At 39.5% G+C, this 16,152-nt stretch carries 15 protein-coding genes; 4 read left to right on the top strand and 11 right to left on the bottom strand.

Annotated elements, in window-relative coordinates; genetic code table 11:
- Positions 1-89: 89 nt before the first annotated feature.
- The 5 genes from C4B60_RS00810 to C4B60_RS00830 form a co-directional block, all read right to left on the bottom strand.
- The gene (locus tag C4B60_RS00810) at positions 90-1,613 is read right to left on the bottom strand and encodes a glycine betaine uptake BCCT transporter (RefSeq protein ID WP_104055748.1); all 1,524 of its coding nucleotides are present in this window, start codon (positions 1,611-1,613) and stop codon (positions 90-92) included.
- A gap of 167 nt (positions 1,614-1,780) precedes the next feature.
- Complete coding sequence (locus tag C4B60_RS00815; protein WP_104055751.1) at positions 1,781-3,220, bottom strand: phospholipase D-like domain-containing protein; 1,440 nt, start codon at positions 3,218-3,220, stop codon at positions 1,781-1,783.
- Between the two features lie 84 nt (positions 3,221-3,304).
- Positions 3,305-3,883 (bottom strand): SCO family protein, encoded by a 579-nt coding sequence (locus C4B60_RS00820; RefSeq protein WP_104055753.1) that lies wholly within the window; start codon positions 3,881-3,883, stop codon positions 3,305-3,307.
- 113 nt (positions 3,884-3,996) lie between these two features.
- Entirely contained in the window at positions 3,997-7,128 is a 3,132-nt protein-coding gene (locus C4B60_RS00825) for an AAA family ATPase (RefSeq protein WP_104055756.1), read from the bottom strand.
- On the bottom strand, positions 7,125-8,270 hold the full coding sequence (locus C4B60_RS00830; protein WP_104055759.1) for an exonuclease SbcCD subunit D: 1,146 nt from the start codon (positions 8,268-8,270) through the stop codon (positions 7,125-7,127). Before C4B60_RS00830 ends, C4B60_RS00825 begins: the two co-directional genes overlap by 4 nt.
- 217 nt (positions 8,271-8,487) lie before the next feature.
- Here C4B60_RS00830 and C4B60_RS21320 point away from each other — a divergent pair, with 217 nt between their 5' ends.
- Both C4B60_RS21320 and C4B60_RS00835 read left to right on the top strand, forming a co-directional pair.
- Positions 8,488-8,640, top strand: coding sequence for a hypothetical protein (locus C4B60_RS21320; protein ID WP_167578545.1), 153 nt, complete (start codon positions 8,488-8,490; stop codon positions 8,638-8,640).
- Positions 8,641-8,778: 138 nt separating this feature from the next.
- Positions 8,779-9,207 carry a DUF2621 domain-containing protein gene (locus C4B60_RS00835; protein ID WP_104055760.1) on the top strand — a complete coding sequence of 143 codons (429 nt, stop codon included), beginning with the start codon at positions 8,779-8,781 and terminating at the stop codon, positions 9,205-9,207.
- A gap of 27 nt (positions 9,208-9,234) precedes the next feature.
- Here the strand turns inward: C4B60_RS00835 and C4B60_RS00840 are convergent, their stop codons facing one another.
- Entirely contained in the window at positions 9,235-9,717 is a 483-nt protein-coding gene (locus C4B60_RS00840) for a CcdC family protein (RefSeq protein WP_104055762.1), read from the bottom strand.
- 68 nt (positions 9,718-9,785) lie between these two features.
- Positions 9,786-10,496: a cytochrome c biogenesis CcdA family protein gene (locus tag C4B60_RS00845; RefSeq protein WP_104055764.1), complete on the bottom strand. Its 711-nt coding sequence runs from the start codon at positions 10,494-10,496 to the stop codon at positions 9,786-9,788.
- A gap of 264 nt (positions 10,497-10,760) precedes the next feature.
- Between C4B60_RS00845 and C4B60_RS00850 the strand changes: the two genes are divergently transcribed.
- On the top strand, positions 10,761-10,949 hold the full coding sequence (locus C4B60_RS00850) for an aspartyl-phosphate phosphatase Spo0E family protein (protein WP_104055766.1): 189 nt from the start codon (positions 10,761-10,763) through the stop codon (positions 10,947-10,949).
- 79 nt (positions 10,950-11,028) lie between these two features.
- Here C4B60_RS00850 and C4B60_RS00855 read toward each other — a convergent pair whose 3' ends face one another.
- Positions 11,029-12,828, bottom strand: coding sequence for an ABC transporter ATP-binding protein (locus C4B60_RS00855; RefSeq protein ID WP_104055768.1), 1,800 nt, complete (start codon positions 12,826-12,828; stop codon positions 11,029-11,031).
- The gene (locus C4B60_RS00860; RefSeq protein ID WP_104055770.1) at positions 12,825-14,582 is read right to left on the bottom strand and encodes an ABC transporter transmembrane domain-containing protein; all 1,758 of its coding nucleotides are present in this window, start codon (positions 14,580-14,582) and stop codon (positions 12,825-12,827) included. The genes C4B60_RS00855 and C4B60_RS00860 overlap by 4 nt, the downstream gene beginning before the upstream one ends.
- A 206-nt stretch (positions 14,583-14,788) precedes the next feature.
- Here C4B60_RS00860 and C4B60_RS00865 point away from each other — a divergent pair, with 206 nt between their 5' ends.
- Positions 14,789-15,130 carry an avidin-fold protein gene (locus C4B60_RS00865; protein WP_104055772.1) on the top strand — a complete coding sequence of 114 codons (342 nt, stop codon included), beginning with the start codon at positions 14,789-14,791 and terminating at the stop codon, positions 15,128-15,130.
- Positions 15,131-15,357: 227 nt separating this feature from the next.
- Here the strand turns inward: C4B60_RS00865 and C4B60_RS00870 are convergent, their stop codons facing one another.
- Complete coding sequence (locus C4B60_RS00870) at positions 15,358-15,579, bottom strand: YneF family protein (protein ID WP_104055774.1); 222 nt, start codon at positions 15,577-15,579, stop codon at positions 15,358-15,360.
- Between the two features lie 96 nt (positions 15,580-15,675).
- Positions 15,676-16,134: a GNAT family N-acetyltransferase gene (locus C4B60_RS00875; RefSeq protein WP_104055775.1), complete on the bottom strand. Its 459-nt coding sequence runs from the start codon at positions 16,132-16,134 to the stop codon at positions 15,676-15,678.
- Positions 16,135-16,152: the final 18 nt, after the last annotated feature.

Here is a 16,152-nt window from a genome sequence, read left to right on the forward strand (position 1 = left end):
TAACAGTGATAGTGATTTTAGCTGTTTGGGCAGCACTTTTTTAAATCAAAAATAAAAGCACCCTGAAAAATCAGGGTGCCGGTGTTATGTTATTTAAGCTTTTTATCTTTTCGTTTCGGTGTAATGAATAAACCAAGATCTTTCCTTTCCTGATTTAATGATTTATAAGTTGAAATCATCATCAGGATCATGACAAAGGAAAATGGCAATGCTGCTATAATTAAGGCATTCTGAAGTGCCTGCAGCCCATTGGCTGACAATAAAATAACAGCAACGGTAGACTGGGCAAGACCCCATGTCATTTTAACTGAATTTGAAGGGGTTAACGAGCCATAGGTTGTCTGCATACCAAGTACAAAAGTAGCTGAGTCAGCTGATGTAATGAAGAACGTGCTGATTAGCAGGATCGCTACAACAGAGAGAATTGCACCGAGCTGGTATTCGTTAAACACTGCGAATAACAACTCTTCAGTTTGAAGTCCTGTTAAATCGATAATACCCAGCTTTTGAACATTGATTGAACTTGATCCGAATACTGAAAACCAGAAAAAGCTGACTAGGGATGGCAGTAAAAGCACGCCTGCCATAAACTCCCGGATCGTACGTCCTCTTGAAACTCTGGCAATAAATATTCCTACAAATGGAGACCACGAGATCCACCAAGCCCAATAAAAAATAGTCCAATCGTTGATCCATGAACGATTTTCAGCATCAAGCGGAGCGATCCTGAAGCTCATTTCTAAAAGGTTTTGAGCATAGGATCCTAATGAATTTGTAAATAAATTTAGAATTAACATCGTTGGTCCGATTATCAGCATGATGACCATAAGGGTTACAGCAAGAACCATATTCGTATTTGATAAATAGCGGATTCCTTTGCTGATGCCTGTCCATGCTGAAATTAAGAAAAGAACTGTAACCACAGCAATAATTAGAACCTGCCACCAGAAACTAATCGGGATACCGAGTAAATAGGACAGCCCCCCATTAATTTGAATAGCACCAAACCCTAAAGTAGTTGCCACACCTACTACTGTAGCAAAGACTGCTAAAACGTCTACTACCGTGCCTAGACCTCCGCGCATACGTTCACCAAACAGCGGAACAAGGGTAGCAGAGATTAAACCAGGCTCTCCTTTACGGAACTTAAAGTAAGCAAGCGCTAATGCAACGACTGCATAAATGGCCCACGCATGAAGTCCCCAATGAAAAAATGTATATTGCATCGAATCTTTTAATGCCTCATCGCTTCCTGCCTCGGCAAGCGGCGGATTTGAAGCAAAATGCAATAGCGGTTCACTGGCCCCCCAAAATACAAGACCAATCCCCATCCCTGCACTAAATAACATCGCAAACCAAGACCCAGTAGAGTACTCAGGGCGTTCATCCGGTTTCCCCAGACGTATTTGGCCAATCGGTGTTACGGCAAGTACAATACAGAAAATAACCATGACAGTGACAGCGATTAAGTAATACCACCCAAAAGTTGAGGTTATAAATGCCTGGAAATTTGCAGTCGCTGATTCGAATGTTGTTGGAGAAATGATTGCAAACACAGTAGCTGCTAATACAAGAGTCAGTGTGATCCAAAATACCTTCGATACCTTTTTCATATAATTCTCCTTTCTTAATATGGTAGACATTAAACACCATTGTCTGATTTGCTCTTAAAAGACACGAGGATAACCCTAACATGTTACAAAATTTAATTCAACTGTAATACCTCTAAAAAAGGAGCTCAAAAAAACTATCTATACTGCTATACCAGGCTTATATCAAGCTAATAGGTGGTTAGACCTAATATTTTTTGAATGTAATAAACGCCTCTTTGCCAAAAGGAAAGAGTATCCTGATACTTGTCAGATTCCACGGTGTAAAAACCATTTTCATTTGTCCACAGATCTCTTAGATAAACATCTGTGTCCTTCATTACTTCAGCGTCCATCGGCGCTTTAATAATAATGTTGTTTTCAAGATTATAATCAGCAAGATTCCGTTTTGTGAAGTTGGTCGAACCGCTGATAATCTGCCCTTCATTACCGGACTTTATCATCAGCATTTTCGGGTGAAACTGCTCTTCTCTGACTTCGTACCACCTGACATTAATTCCTTCTGCATCACCCTCCAGCAGCTCGTTAACAACAGGCCTGTTTGGCAGCCCGCTTTTGTTATTGCCGAAAGCTGTTTCATTAGGATCCAAAATCAGAAACACCTCTACTTCCCGCTCAGCTGCATCGATCAGCTCAGTAATGATATCTCTCTCAGACAAATAAAACATGGCCATCCAGATTTCATCCCCCGGTTTTGTTTGTGCAATTGCTTCCAGAGATTTCTCCCATGTCTTTCCCTCCGTCGTGTATTGAACGGTTATATTGCTTTGATGGTTATCTGAGCTGGAGTACGAAGGTAATTGAATGGAGCTGTCCGAAAAATTCAACACAGCTTGCTCAGCATTGATCATATCCTGAATGACTGGTCCACTTACTTCATAAGCTACATTACTGTGAAAACCGGATTCCCTGTGGGCGTTTGCAGAAAGAACCATCCCTGATTTTTCTGTGATGACTGCTTTTCTGTGATTAGCTTTAACGTTGCCCATCATTAAATAGGATCGTGCGGTCATGTTTGGGCCATCTTCTACAAAGGCGTTTGGAAGCCATCCCTGCCCCCTCTGGCCAAACCATTGAAGGCCCATTCGCCAGGCTGTTGAAAATAAGGGTGTCGGGTCACGCAAAGGGTCAAGATTAGTAAAAACAACCTCAATTCCTTCCTCTTCCATTGAATCAAGCCACTCATTTTCATATGAATAGTAGCCGGTATTTACGGGGTCTGTAATGAAGACAATAGGCATGTCGGGATACTGTCTTTTTTTCTCTACAAGCTGATCTGTCAGATTTTCCGTTAAATCCGGATATCCTTTTTCTTCGTTTACCCTGCCGTCAAATAAGAACATATCAATAATGACAAATTCCTCTGCTTCTTCAATTACCTCTGCAACCCGATCGAAAATTTCCTGATCGACCTCGGTTTCATCGTCTTTTGAATAAGTAAGATCCCTATAAAAGGACACTGCCTCTGCCTGATGTTCTTCCCCTTCATAAGAAACCCCATCCGGAAGAGGCTTATATTGATGGTAGGTTAGAAGTAAGAAGAAAATAAGAATAAATATACTTGCGTAAAATCTCTTTTTTTTACTCCAATGTTTCTTCTCTGTTGACAACTAAACACCTCCTAACTGCTCTCTAGTTTTCCCAGCTCAACATTATTGTATGTGCATCGACAAAACTTGACAAGTTTCACTGCTTTATTCATTACTTACAGCTTTTACATCAGCAACGATTTCATCTACTTTAACATCACTTATGCCGTTATAGCTGTTCACGACTGTCCCTTCTTTATTAACTAAATAAAAGCTGGTTCCGTGGATTACCTGGTCAGAGTTTGGATCATCTGCCACAATGGCTTCAAAGGAGTTAAGCGCAAAATCCGCAATTTCCTCCTGCGAATAGCCGGTTAAAAAATCCCATTTTTCTTCATTCAGTTCATAAGAAGACATAAATTCTGTTAATGCCTCAGGAGTATCATTTTCAGGGTCGACGCTAAAGGAAATAATCCGGTAGTCCTCAATTCCCTCCGCTTCCAACTCAGCCTGCACCTCGGTCATATTAAATGTCATAGGGGGACAAACCGTATCACAATTTGTAAAAATGAAATTTACAAGTGCAGGTGTGCCTTTAATATCATTAAGATCAACGGTTTCATTCTGCTGATTCGTGTATGAAAAATTCTGAATTTCTTTTTCCATATTTCCCTCAAAACCGCCAGAGCAGGCTGCAAGTAAAAATACTGCTGCACCTGTGATTAATGCGTAAATCTTTTTCATTTCAATCATCCTTCCTTTGTACTAGCTCCACTATTCAATAATTAATGCTACAGATATACTTATCGGTCTTCAACGGTCTGCAGGGAAGGAAGATGTAGATTTTGTGACACGTTTCAGGAAACAAATACAAAGGATGTTTCGCTTCCAGTCTTTGAAGATTCAACGTCGAGCCGTGCATCGATTCGTTCTTTAAGCTCAGGCACATGCGAAATAATTCCGACCAGCCTGCCGCTGTGCTGAATCTCCATTAAGGATTCTATCGCCTGGTCGAGAGATTCCGGATCAAGTGTTCCAAATCCCTCATCAATAAACATCGTTTCAAGAGAAACACCGCCCGAATATGCCTGAACTACATCTGCCAGACCAAGTGCCAAAGATAAAGAGGCTTTAAATGCTTCTCCACCTGATAAAGTTTTCACATGACGCTCCTGCCCTGTATATTGATCAAAAACCAGAAGCTCCAGCCCACCTTGAGCGTTCCCTTTTGATTTGTCCACTTTCCTCAGCAGCTGATAGCGCCCGGATGTCATTTTGCTCAGTCGGTCATTAGCCACTGTCAGAATATCCTCCAAATAAAAAGCAAGCACATACCGTTCAAAAGTGATTCTTAAATGATTTTTCCCATTTGCCATATCAGACAAATGTCCAACCAATTCATATTCCTTTTCAAGAGCAGCTGTTTTATTTTTATTGCTTTCAATTTGATCCAGCAATCCTTCGTGTCTTTCTATATATGAGCTTATATACTGAAGCTCTTTTTCAAGCTCTGCAAGCCTTTCTTCCACCTTTGCAAGCTCTTCCTCCAAAACATGTAAATCCGGCTCGCTTTTACTCTCCAGTTCTTTCGATCGTCTGCTCAGTTCCTGCCCAGTCGCGAAAAATTCTTTTTCGAATTGCTGAACGCTTTGTTCGAGTTCATGAAGCATGGATTCGCTGACTTTCGCAAGTTGTACTTCTTCCTCTGAGCCGAAGGAGTGCTCCTTAATCGATTTTATCCAGGCAAGTGCTACTTCATCGGCCTGTGAAGCTTCTTTTTCGCGCTCATCAATCGTCTGCTGCAGCCGGTTGGCAACCGAAAGACACTTATCCTTTAATGCATTGACGATTTCTTCTGTTTTACGGAGTGCTTCCTCATATTCTTTAATTGATTTTATTAACTCTTTGCGTTCACTCAAATAGTAGTCTTGATCGAGATACCGCTCGGGAATGCTGCTGCTCAGCCGTTTGAAATCACCCTGCATTTCAATATACTGTTCACGTTTTGCCTGAACACTTTCTGAAGCTTGGGATATGTTTTTAATCAGAATTTCCTGCTCCTGTTCCTTTTCTGATTTCTTAACCTGAGTCTTCTTTTCTTCCATTATTTCCTTTGTTGTCTGGTCAATGGTCTTTTTAACTGAATGGATTTCAGCTTTTAGCGAGGTAATTAAGCCGTTAACATCCGTCCATTCAAAAGAAAGATTTTGTTTTTTTATTTCAACTACTAGCTCTTGTTTTTCTTCATAAAGTTCGTTAACCCGCTGCTGCAGGCTTTTAAGTTCTACTTCACCGCGATCCTTTAATGCAATTGCTTCCTGAAGCCTTTGTGTTCCGTTGGTAAGCTCCTGTTCAGTTACTTCAATTATTTCTCCCGAAGCTTTTGAAGGATGCTCAAGTGAGCCGCACACCGGGCAGGGTTCGTTTAAGGTTAATTGCTGTGATAAATACACAGCCTGGGAAGAAATAAATTGTTTATCTAACCGTTTTTTCTCTTCCAGTCGTTGAGCTGCTCTTTTTTCATTTAGTTTTTGATTTTCGTGCAGCTCGCTAATTTTCTTTTCATGCGTTAAAAGATTTTTCTCGAGTTTTTGAGCCCGTTCAGTGGTTTGAAGGATAAACTGCAAGCTTTGAAGCTCCTGTTTTTTTTCGGATAAAGATAACTTTGAAGATTGATAGAGTGAAAGTGCCGTTTCTAACTGTTTTAGCTCTTTTTGCAACGTTTCATTTTGTGCTTCCATCTTGGTTAAAAGGTTTTTTTCCTTGATCCCCTCATTCTTCAGACCAAGAAGCTGCCCTTCAATTGCAGCCCGTTCCTGAATTTTTTCCGCTAGTGCTTCTAGTTCCTGCAGACTTTGTTTTTTTTGTTCAATTGATTCTTTTTGTCTGGTTAAACGATCTAATTTTTCTTTGGCTGTTTTTAACGCTTCCTCTTCTATTCTTAAGGATTTCCTGTAATCCTCAATTTCCCTTGTGCGCTGTTCTAACTTTTGTCGTTTTTCATCTAAATTTACTTTAATCGGCCAGATTTTTTCAGCTTTTCTCGCTCGATCAATCTGGTCCTTTTTCTCAGAAATCTCTCCTTTTTTCCGACTAAGCTGTGAGTATAATACTTTTAATTCTTCGAGCTGGCTGAATGCATTTTTTAAATAGACGGCACGTTCAATGTCCTGAATTAAGTGATCTCGATTCTTTTTACCTTCTGTTACGCTTTTATTTAACTTGATTTTTTGTTCATTCTGAGTTGCTACTAAGTCTTTTGCTAGTTTTAACACATGATTTTCATGCATTGGTTCATTCAAAAGCAGTTCTTTAAGTTCTTCATTTTGAAGAGGGTCAATAGCGCTAAAATAGGTTAAGCGCTCCTGGCGGCAGTTTTCGACTGCGGTTTTAAGGCTTCCTGCTTCGACCTTCAGCTTTTCCTGGAAAGAGGTATAAATCTCGGTATGAAAAAGACGCTGAAGAATTTGTTCTTTATCTCTACTATCTGAGACAAGGAGTTTTCTAAACTCACCCTGTGGTATCATCAGAATCTGCTTAAATTGATGAAAATCCAGCTGAATGATTTGTTTTATTTTTTCTTCTACTTCTCTGACATTTCCGGCAAGCAGTCGTTCCTCTCCGTGTATGAGCTCATACAATTCTGCTTTACTGTTAACCGTCGTGTACCCATCGCCTCTCGCTTTTTTCTTTTCCTGCTGAGGAGTTCTAATTATTCTATAGATTTTATTTTTTAAGGAAAATAAAAGAGAAACCTCTGTTGACAGTGCCGGGGTTGCAAATTGGCTTCTAAGGTCTGATCCGCTTCGCTCTTCCCCGCTGGTTTTGCCATAAATAGCAAATGCAATGGCATCGAATATCGTCGTTTTTCCGGAACCTGTTTTACCGGAAATTAAAAACATTGTTCTGTTTTCAAGCTCCCTAAAATCAATTTCTTCGACTTTTGCATATGGTCCAAAAGCCTGCATGGTTAGTTTAATCGGCTTCATCCCTGCTCTTCCCTTCCTCCTGCATTACTCATAATAGACATGATTTTTTTCTCTTTCTCCAAAGACCAGTCAGTTGTTGTAAGCTGGCTGTAAAAATCCTTAAACAAATCAATATCTGTCATTCCTTTTGATTTACTCAGTTGGGCAGAGTTACGGTTCTTTTGATCCCGAATAGCTGTTTTCTTCTCAAGATGAAGAACATTTGGATAAACCTGTCTTAATTGGCTCATCGGATCGATTAACGCCCCTTCATCAAGGAGCGTAATCTTTAAGTAATCATCGCACTTTTGCTTCGTATAAAATGCGGGGTCTAGCAGCTCCTCAAGATAGCCGTTAAGCTCCCTCATATCTTTTTTTGCACTCAGCGGCTTTTCTGCTACGTTGACTTCCCCATTTTCATGGACTTCCACTATTTTAATTACCTTCCTCTGTTTTGCTTCTGAAAAAGAATACTTCATAAGAGAACCCGAATAATGGATCTTCTCATGCTTAATGGCATCCGGGTTGTGCAAATGGCCGAGTGCTGTATAGGAAAATGGAGAAAAAAGCTCACTTCCAACACAGCCTGTCCCACCGACAGAAAGAGTTCTTTCTGAATCAGTCGTTTTTCCTCCCAGCACAAACGCATGACCTATCAAAACACTCGGAACTGTAGGATCTATCCCTTCAGCAATATGATCGACAATCGCTTTCATTGCGGCATGATGAGATGTTATCGCTGTATTATTTAATAATTCTCTTATTGGGCCAGGTTCACAAAATGGCACTGCATAAAAACGCACTCCTTTTATCTCTATAAAATCAGAATCCGGCTGCCATTTGCCAGTCATATATAAATTTGATTTTTTATACCATGATGAGCCAAAGGAAAGCCTTTCAGCACTGTCATGATTTCCAGAAACGGCAATGACCGGGACATTTAATTCAACATTAATTTTGTATAATGTATCATTTAACAGATTGACTGCCTCTGTAGGCGGCACTGAACGGTCGTAAAGGTCTCCTGCAATAATTAATGCATCGGGCTTTTCATCTTTTATGATTGTGATTAATTCCTGCAGTACTAGTTTTTGATCTTCAGTCATATATATTCCATGAACCAGCTTTCCAAGATGCCAGTCAGCAGTATGTATGAATTTCATTTTTTAATCCCCCGATTTTAAAAGTCATTCCCCGTAGTATATCAAAAAAGGTTATGCGGTTGATAATTTAGCTGCTAAAGCGGCTTAAAAGGAGCGTGATCCAATCTTTGTTTGTGTTTTTATAATTTAAATCGAATAAAAATTCATACTTTTGTCGGATGTACTTTTTCCAATTTTCAGATAATATTAATATACATTTTAAAAGGAGGGACGCTGCATGCGTAAAGTTGAAGACGGTCTTATGAGGGATGTTCAGCAGAAAGCGGACGATTATGTAACGGTTACGGCGGACGATCAAAACTTCTATAACATTCGTCGCGAGAATTTACACCAGCTCGTTTCCCTCGGCTATCGACAAATTAAACGATAATCAGCCTGCGGAGATAAACAAAGACCCGGAAAAATCCGGGTCTTTTTAAATTCGTAAGGTAATCTGAAGCCTTGCTGTTCTTTGCTGACTCCATTATAATAATAGAATAATAATGGATTAACGTTGAGGTGAATCACCGTGCTCGAAGGTTGGTTTTTATGGTTTATATTGTTCTGGGTTGTTCTGCTTGTTAGCTTGTTTGCGATCGGCGGGTTTTTCATGTTTCGAAAATTCCTTAAAAGAATGCCAAAACAAGATGGAAAATCCGATTTGGATTGGGAAGAGCATTATGTAAAAGAAACAATCCATTTGTGGAATAGAAAGGAACTTGATCTTTTAGAGGATCTGGTCAGTCCCGTGCCTGAATTATTCAGAGATGTCGCCAAACAAAAAATAGCAGGAAAAATTGGAGAGCTGGCTCTTAAGGAAAGAGCTAAGAAGATTGATATGGACCTGATTATCAGAGGATATATTATCGCTACCCCTAAGAGGGACCATAAATTCCTGCGTAAAAAAATGGACGAGCTCAATATCGATCTCGGTGGGTATGAAGATTTGTTCGCATAAAAAACCGTCTCCTTTGAGACGGTTTTTTTATGCGAATTGGGATGCTTCTTTAGCATCTTTCCCAGTCAGCTTACGATATTGAATATACATGGCGATTCTCCACGGAACAATCATTCCAAATGCAAGAATCCAAAACATTCCGCTCAATGCTCCAATATCAATGGTTGAGCTAAGCACTATTTTCATGATTACCCGAAAGATAAGCAGACCGAGTAAGATAAAAGGAAATGCTTTTGACGGTTTTAAAAAAATGCCTTCTTTTTGTATTTCAAACTTTGACGTTTTAATAAGTACCGTTGAGAAAATCATCCCGACAATTAATGCCTCGAAAAATTCAAGGGGTGTTACCCTAAAAACAGGAAAAACAAACATTAAAGCCCCTGTGCTCATAAATAACGGAGGCAAAATAATTTTCCTTGGAGTAACAGGGCGCTTGGCTGCTTTCATACGAATAGCGAGAACCGCAATCCCCATAAAGGCAGCTGCTATAGTAGACCAGACTAAGAGCATTGCAGACTCCACCTCTTTACAATAGTACTCTTATTATATAGAAGAAAAGGTTCTTTGTAAAAATGAATTTAAAAGCCTTGAAAATCTCCAAATAAAGGCGATAAAATTTGGATAATATAGGTTAATCCATCAAAGAATAGTAAGATTCCCATGCTGATCATAACCCAGCCGCCGAAATTCATAATCTTCCTGCTATTGCGTTTAATCCACGTTAAACGGCCAAGGAAAAAGGACAGTGCAAAAAAAGGAATGGCAAAACCTAAAAAGTAACTGATCATATAAATCATACCCGATCCTGGATTGCTTGCTGCGAGCGTAGACACAGCCACAAGTATCGGCCCCATGCATGGTGTCCAGCCGGCTGCAAAAGCAAGACCAATCAGCGAGGACCCGATATAACCTTCCGGGCGCGTCTTAAATTCATATCGGCGCTCTCTCATCATAAAGCCCGGTGTAAGCAGTCCTACTATCATCAGACCAAAAAACACGATCAAAATAGCACCAATCTGACGAATAGGATTTTGATAGGTGACAAAAAATTCATAAAACCAGGAAGTTGAAAATCCGATAGCGATGAAAACGAGTGAAAAACCCAATAGAAAAAACAATGTATGCAGAAGACTTCGTTTTTGCATCATACCGTTTTCCTTCGAGAGCTCCTTTACGGACATTCCGGTGATATAAGATAAAAATGCGGGATATAAAGGCAGGACGCAAGGAGAAATAAAGCTTAAAAAACCTGCTCCAAACGCGATAAATAAATTTAAGTCCGTCAAAATATACCTCCTTATAGGTCTTCCCCAAAAACTAATTCACTTCTATCTTATCAAACCTTCTTTCAAAAAAGCACTTTAGGATTTTCAAACTTTTTGTGTCCTCCTTAAATTATGAAATGATTTGCAGATTTTTACTGAACAAAGGATGTTTAGTGAAGTTTTACTTTGAAATTTTATCTTTACTTTTGTATAATAGACTACAAGTTACATTAATTACAAAAACTGTATGAGTTAGAAAGTCTGTAGCTCATCGAAAGGACATCCGATATGGCTGACCAGTACAGGCTGCTCAAACAAATTGAAGAGAAAAGACAAATGCTGATTTATGTGGTAAGCCGGGAAGGTCTTACCTCATCCTCGGCAATACAGTATTCCCAGGAGCTTGATGACTTACTGAATCGTTATGACCGCTTGTATTCGAATTGTTCCCCAAGTTCACCATTGGCGCAAGCATAACCGGAAACATACTCTGACTATTTACAAAAATAAGCAAACAGGATGCTGTCAGCACCTGTTTGCTTTTTAATTTTCCGGGTTAACTAATTTCCTGTTCCTCCGCCAATCCATTTTGGAGCAGGTACATTTTATGGTAAAGACCTTTACGTTTTAACAGCTCCTGATGATTTCCCCTCTCTACAATTTCACCCTGATGCAGCACTAAAATAAGCTCTGCATCCTGAATAGTTGAAAGCCGGTGGGCAATCGCAATGGTCGTTCTGCCCCTCCTCATTCTTTCTAAGGCAATTTGTATTGCTTCTTCAGTTTCTGTATCGATATTAGCTGTAGCTTCATCCAAGACCAGAATTTTCGGACTCGCAGCAATTGTTCGTGCAAAAGCAACTAATTGCCGTTGACCGCTTGAAAAAGTTGTTCCTCTTTCCACTACCTTCTGTTCATACTGATCCGGCAGCTTTTCAATAAATGTGTGTGCCTGTACAAACTCTGCAGCTTTTTTAACATCGTTCTGTGAAATGGATTGATTATATAATTTAATATTGCTTGTGATGGTTCCAAAAAATAAAAAAGGATCCTGCAACACAAGCCCTATTTTCTCTCTAAGCGTTTCCTCTTTAAACTGTTTTATCGAAACTCCATCAATTAAAATCTGTCCGTTATTAAATTCGTAAAACCGCATCAAAAGATTAATGATTGAGCTCTTCCCGCTGCCTGTATGACCGACGAGAGCGATGGTTTCACCCGGCCTCGCCGTAAAGGAAATGTTTTTTAGCACATCCTGTTTTCCGTCATAGGAAAACGTAACATCTTTAAACTCAATTTCCCCTTTTGAAATATGTGCATTTTCTACTCTTTCCTGCTTAGGAGCTGCTTCTTTTTCATCTAACAGCAAAAACACACGTGACGCTGCAACAATGGCCTGCTGGAAGATGGATAAACGCTGCATAACCTGATTGATTGGCTCAAAGAAGCGATCAAGATAGCTAATAAAAGCATACAATACACCTATTTCAATGCCTCCGGCAGCGCTGAAGGAAGTTATACCAAAAAAGCTCAGAACAATCATTAAAGCAAGTACATAAACGAGATCAATGGCAGGCCTTAACAGCAGACCGTCAATTTTAATGTTTTTCATGCCGGCATTATAGTGATGCTGATTTGTATCACCAAATTCTTTTTGCATTCGTTCTTCCTGACGAAAAGCCTGAATCATGGTCATGCCGGAGAGAGATTCCGCAAGCTTCGCATTAAGCTGGCTCAGCCTCTCCCTAAGATCCTGATAAAAAACCGAGCTGTATTTCCTATAGGTTTTCATAATTAAAAAAATAACCGGTAAAATCACAAGACAAAATAATGCCAGTCTGACATTTAAAATGAACATGGCGATAAAAATGCCAACGATTAAAAATGCGCTTTGAATAAAACCGACCAGTACACTTACAAACATTTCTTTTATCGCTTCAGTATCATTCGTTACTCTTGAAACAATCGAACCGGCGGGTGTCTGGTCAAAATAACGCATGCCAAGCGTTTGAACGCGCGAGAATACATCGACACGCAGCTGCTGAATGATCTTCAGTGCAATTTCCTGAAATTTCATCAGCTGAAAATAAGTGATGAATACATTGCCGACCTGAATGACTATATAAGCAGAAGCAAGTGCCACCAAGGGTTCATATGGAAAGGTACGCGGAGTTAAAAAGTCATCAATAAACACTTTAATTAAGATTGGCCCCGCTACATCACCTGCGATCATGATTAGCAGCAATATAAAAGCGATGGCTATTTGCTTTTTAAAAGGTGCTGTGTAGGTTAGGAGCCGAGCGAGTATTTTCCATTGTTCTTTACCTGACAGTACAGGCTGATTAGCGTTTTTCATTCTGCATGACCTCCCTGCTCCACCAGATCCTCAAGCTGCTGCCTCATATACATTGCGTAATACCAGCCTTTTTGTTTCATAAGCACCTCGTGACTCCCTGATTCAACAAGCATCCCTTCGTCCAGGACAATGATGAGGTCAGCATGCTGGACGGCACTCAAACGGTGGGAAGTAATGATGGTTGTTTTTCCGTTTCTTGTTTCTTTTAAAGAAGATAAAATCGCTTCTTCTGTTTTTGCATCTACAGCAGACAGCGAATCATCCAAAAGCAGAATTTCAGGATTCATAATTAATGCACGGGCGATTGAAATACGCTGCTTTTGCCCTCCTGAAAGCGAAACTCCTCTTTCCCCAACCACTGTATCATAGCCCGATGAAAAACCTAAAATGTCTTCGTGTACATGGGCGAGGCTTGCTGCTCTATTTATTTCTGACTGAGAAAGTGCAGGGTTCGTAAACGCAATATTTTCTTTAATGGAAGCAGAAAACAAAAAATGATCCTGTGGCACATAGCCTATGGAGGAACGTAAAGCACTCTTTGAATACTCATCTATTGATATTGAATCAATCATAATTTTACCTTCGTAGCCTTCAAATTCACGCATGAGTAATTTTAAAATTGTTGTTTTCCCCGCTCCCGTTCTACCGACAATTCCAAGTGTTTCTCCTCTATTTAGTGTAAAATGTACTTCTTTCAAAGAAGGCGTACTGCTTCCCGGAAATGTGAAGTCATCAATTTCTACAAGTATTTCACCCTTCGGCGGAGCAGCAATTGCATTTGGCTTATCTTTTATATCAATATCCTGATTTAGCAATGCTTCAACACGCTCATAAGAAGCGCGCCCCCGTTCAACGATATTAAAAAGCCATCCAAAGGCAAGCATCGGCCAAATTAAAAGGCCCAAATAAGTCGTAAAAGAGATAAGCTGTCCGATTGTTAACTCGTCTGCTACAACCATTTGTCCTCCGTAAAAGATCGAGAGAAAAAATGAAGCACCGACTACAAGTGCGATAGTAGGATCAAATAAAGAGTCTACGCGGGCTACAGCTATATTTTTATCCACAACTTCCTTTGACAGGGAACTGAACGATTCAATATCTTCCTTTTCCTGTCCGAATGTTTTCAGCACCTTCACTCCTGAAATGCTTTCCTGGGTTTTATCATTTAAATCCGAGAATGCTTCCTGAGCGACTCCGAATCTCTTATGTAAAAGGGTTCCATAGTAATTAGTTAGAATTGCCATAAAAGGCATCGGAATCAAGGCAATCAAAGTTAGCTTCACGTCAATGGTGATCGCCATAGCGGCGATGACAAAAAGCCCGGTAGCGAGCGAATCAACCAGCGTCAGCACGCCCGCTCCCGCTGTTTGCTGGACTGCACTCAAATCATTTGTGGCATGCGCCATCAAATCTCCTACACGCCTGTTTTGATAAAATTGAGGAGCCATCTGGGTAAAATGCTTATAAAGTCTTTCTCTTAGCTGGCGTCCTAATTTAACAGCAGATCCAAAAATCATCACTCTCCAAATATAGCGCAGCACATACATCCCGACAGCAGATGATAATAATAGAGTCATCCATTTAATTAAATCAGCTGAAGTAAGTGTCTCATTATTAATTGCATCAACGACAACGCCAATTAGTCTTGGAGGGACAAGCTGCAAAAAAGCTACAAGAAGCAACAAAAGGATGCCGGTTACATAGGCTTTTTTCTCCTGCTTAAAAAACCACATTAAATAAAGAAATACTCTCATCGCTTCTCCTCTCCTAATCATGAGCTTATTAGATATGTAAATAATTACTATGACAACCTCAATATCTTACCAAATAACGTATGATGTGAGAAGATTTATTTTTCTGCTAATTTTACAAAGAAAAAGTATTTTAAAAGACTCTTGAAGTTAATACGCAGTTACGATACTATATCAACAATATTCAGAATTTATAGGCGGGGATAAAAATGCTAAATTTTAATGGGAAAAAATTTGTTTCAATTGATAACTCATCAAATGGTGAGGTTTCTTCAAAAACTTTCTTTGAGTACACACAGGAGGGCCATATTCTATCAGCAAGCTATAGTGGTGGTGAAATTGTAAAAGGGACGTTAATTGGGATTGTAGATAACAAAGGCAACTTGAATTTCAAATACAACCATGTAAATACAAAAAATGAGATTAGAGGAGGTCAATGTTATTCCACTCCAGAGGTGCTCGAGGATGGCAGAATCAGATTGCATGAAAAATGGAAATGGCAGGATCGTGACCAGGCGGAAGGGACGTCAGTTATTGAAGAAGTGCTTTAATATTTTCCATTGCCATAAAAGACAATCTAACCGGATCATCAACTTAAAAAACCGCTTTTTCAACCGGTAATGTTCCCGGTTGAAAAAAGCGGTTTCAGATTATCTTGATGAAAGATAAAAGCAGGGATAAAAAAAGTGTATGAAAGGAGTTGCTGCTTATCCTTTAGTCCAGCTCACTTTTCTTATAATTGCTTCTTATCTAATATTAAACCCAAATGTAATAGGGATTATTTAGACTGCTGCTTGTTCATAGCGCTCATCATTTGGTTGATTTTTTTCTGGGATGGTTTCATTCCCATCTGCATCATCATCATTCGAAGCATTTGCTCATTGATTGGCGGATTTTTCTTAAGATACGTCATCATATACTTACGGGCGATGAAGAATCCAAGCGCAACACCTGCTAGCAAAGCCACGACAATTAAAACAATCGCAAGCCATAATTCCATCTTTCTTTCCTCCTATCATTTCTCTCTATAAAAGTGTACAAGATCAAACTAGAATATACAATGATTTCTTTCTCTTTCCTTTTTAATGAGTTTAAATCAGCTAATTAGTAATTCAAAGACTATCATATCCAATACTTGTATACCACTTTCAAATATCGGCGGTTCATAATGAGAAAAATAATTTTGCTTAACTTCCTTCATTCTGAAACCGCATTTTTGATAAAATATGATCGTTTCAATACTAGAATTTGCGGTGCCTACAAGCAGCTTTTTGTACCCTTCATTCCTTGCCAGTTGGACTATCCGTTCAATAACGCTTTTTCCTGTTCCTTTTCCTCTCATCTCCTCTGCTAAGGCAATGTTTTTAATTTCCAGCCCAGAGTTGCCATAAGGAATTAACAAAACAGCACCTATAATAGACTCCTGATCCCTGATACTCCATAACGACCCGGTTTTGATATAGGAATTAATTTCCTGTTCATTGTCATCAGCCATTTTAAGGAAGTGCAGAAATCGTGAATAATCTTCTTCTTTTTCCCGATAAAGATCGATCACTTCTATCCCTCATTTCAC

Source organism: Jeotgalibacillus proteolyticus, assembly GCF_002926065.1.
In the GTDB taxonomy this organism is placed as follows: Bacteria; Bacillota; Bacilli; order Bacillales; family Jeotgalibacillaceae; genus Jeotgalibacillus; species Jeotgalibacillus proteolyticus.

What these genes read in the sequence shown, in the direction of transcription:
- C4B60_RS00810 (WP_104055748.1), bottom strand. Translation starts at nt 1,613, where the DNA reads ATGAAAAAGGTATCGAAGGTATTTTGGATCACACTGACTCTTGTATTA.
- C4B60_RS00820 (WP_104055753.1), bottom strand. Translation starts at nt 3,883, where the DNA reads ATGAAAAAGATTTACGCATTAATCACAGGTGCAGCAGTATTTTTACTT.
- C4B60_RS00825 (WP_104055756.1), bottom strand. Translation starts at nt 7,128, where the DNA reads ATGAAGCCGATTAAACTAACCATGCAGGCTTTTGGACCATATGCAAAA.
- C4B60_RS00830 (WP_104055759.1), bottom strand. Translation starts at nt 8,270, where the DNA reads ATGAAATTCATACATACTGCTGACTGGCATCTTGGAAAGCTGGTTCAT.
- C4B60_RS21320 (WP_167578545.1), top strand. Translation starts at nt 8,488, where the DNA reads ATGCGTAAAGTTGAAGACGGTCTTATGAGGGATGTTCAGCAGAAAGCG.
- C4B60_RS00840 (WP_104055762.1), bottom strand. Translation starts at nt 9,717, where the DNA reads ATGCTCTTAGTCTGGTCTACTATAGCAGCTGCCTTTATGGGGATTGCG.
- C4B60_RS00850 (WP_104055766.1), top strand. Translation starts at nt 10,761, where the DNA reads ATGGCTGACCAGTACAGGCTGCTCAAACAAATTGAAGAGAAAAGACAA.
- C4B60_RS00855 (WP_104055768.1), bottom strand. Translation starts at nt 12,828, where the DNA reads ATGAAAAACGCTAATCAGCCTGTACTGTCAGGTAAAGAACAATGGAAA.
- C4B60_RS00860 (WP_104055770.1), bottom strand. Translation starts at nt 14,582, where the DNA reads ATGAGAGTATTTCTTTATTTAATGTGGTTTTTTAAGCAGGAGAAAAAA.
- C4B60_RS00865 (WP_104055772.1), top strand. Translation starts at nt 14,789, where the DNA reads ATGCTAAATTTTAATGGGAAAAAATTTGTTTCAATTGATAACTCATCA.
- C4B60_RS00870 (WP_104055774.1), bottom strand. Translation starts at nt 15,579, where the DNA reads ATGGAATTATGGCTTGCGATTGTTTTAATTGTCGTGGCTTTGCTAGCA.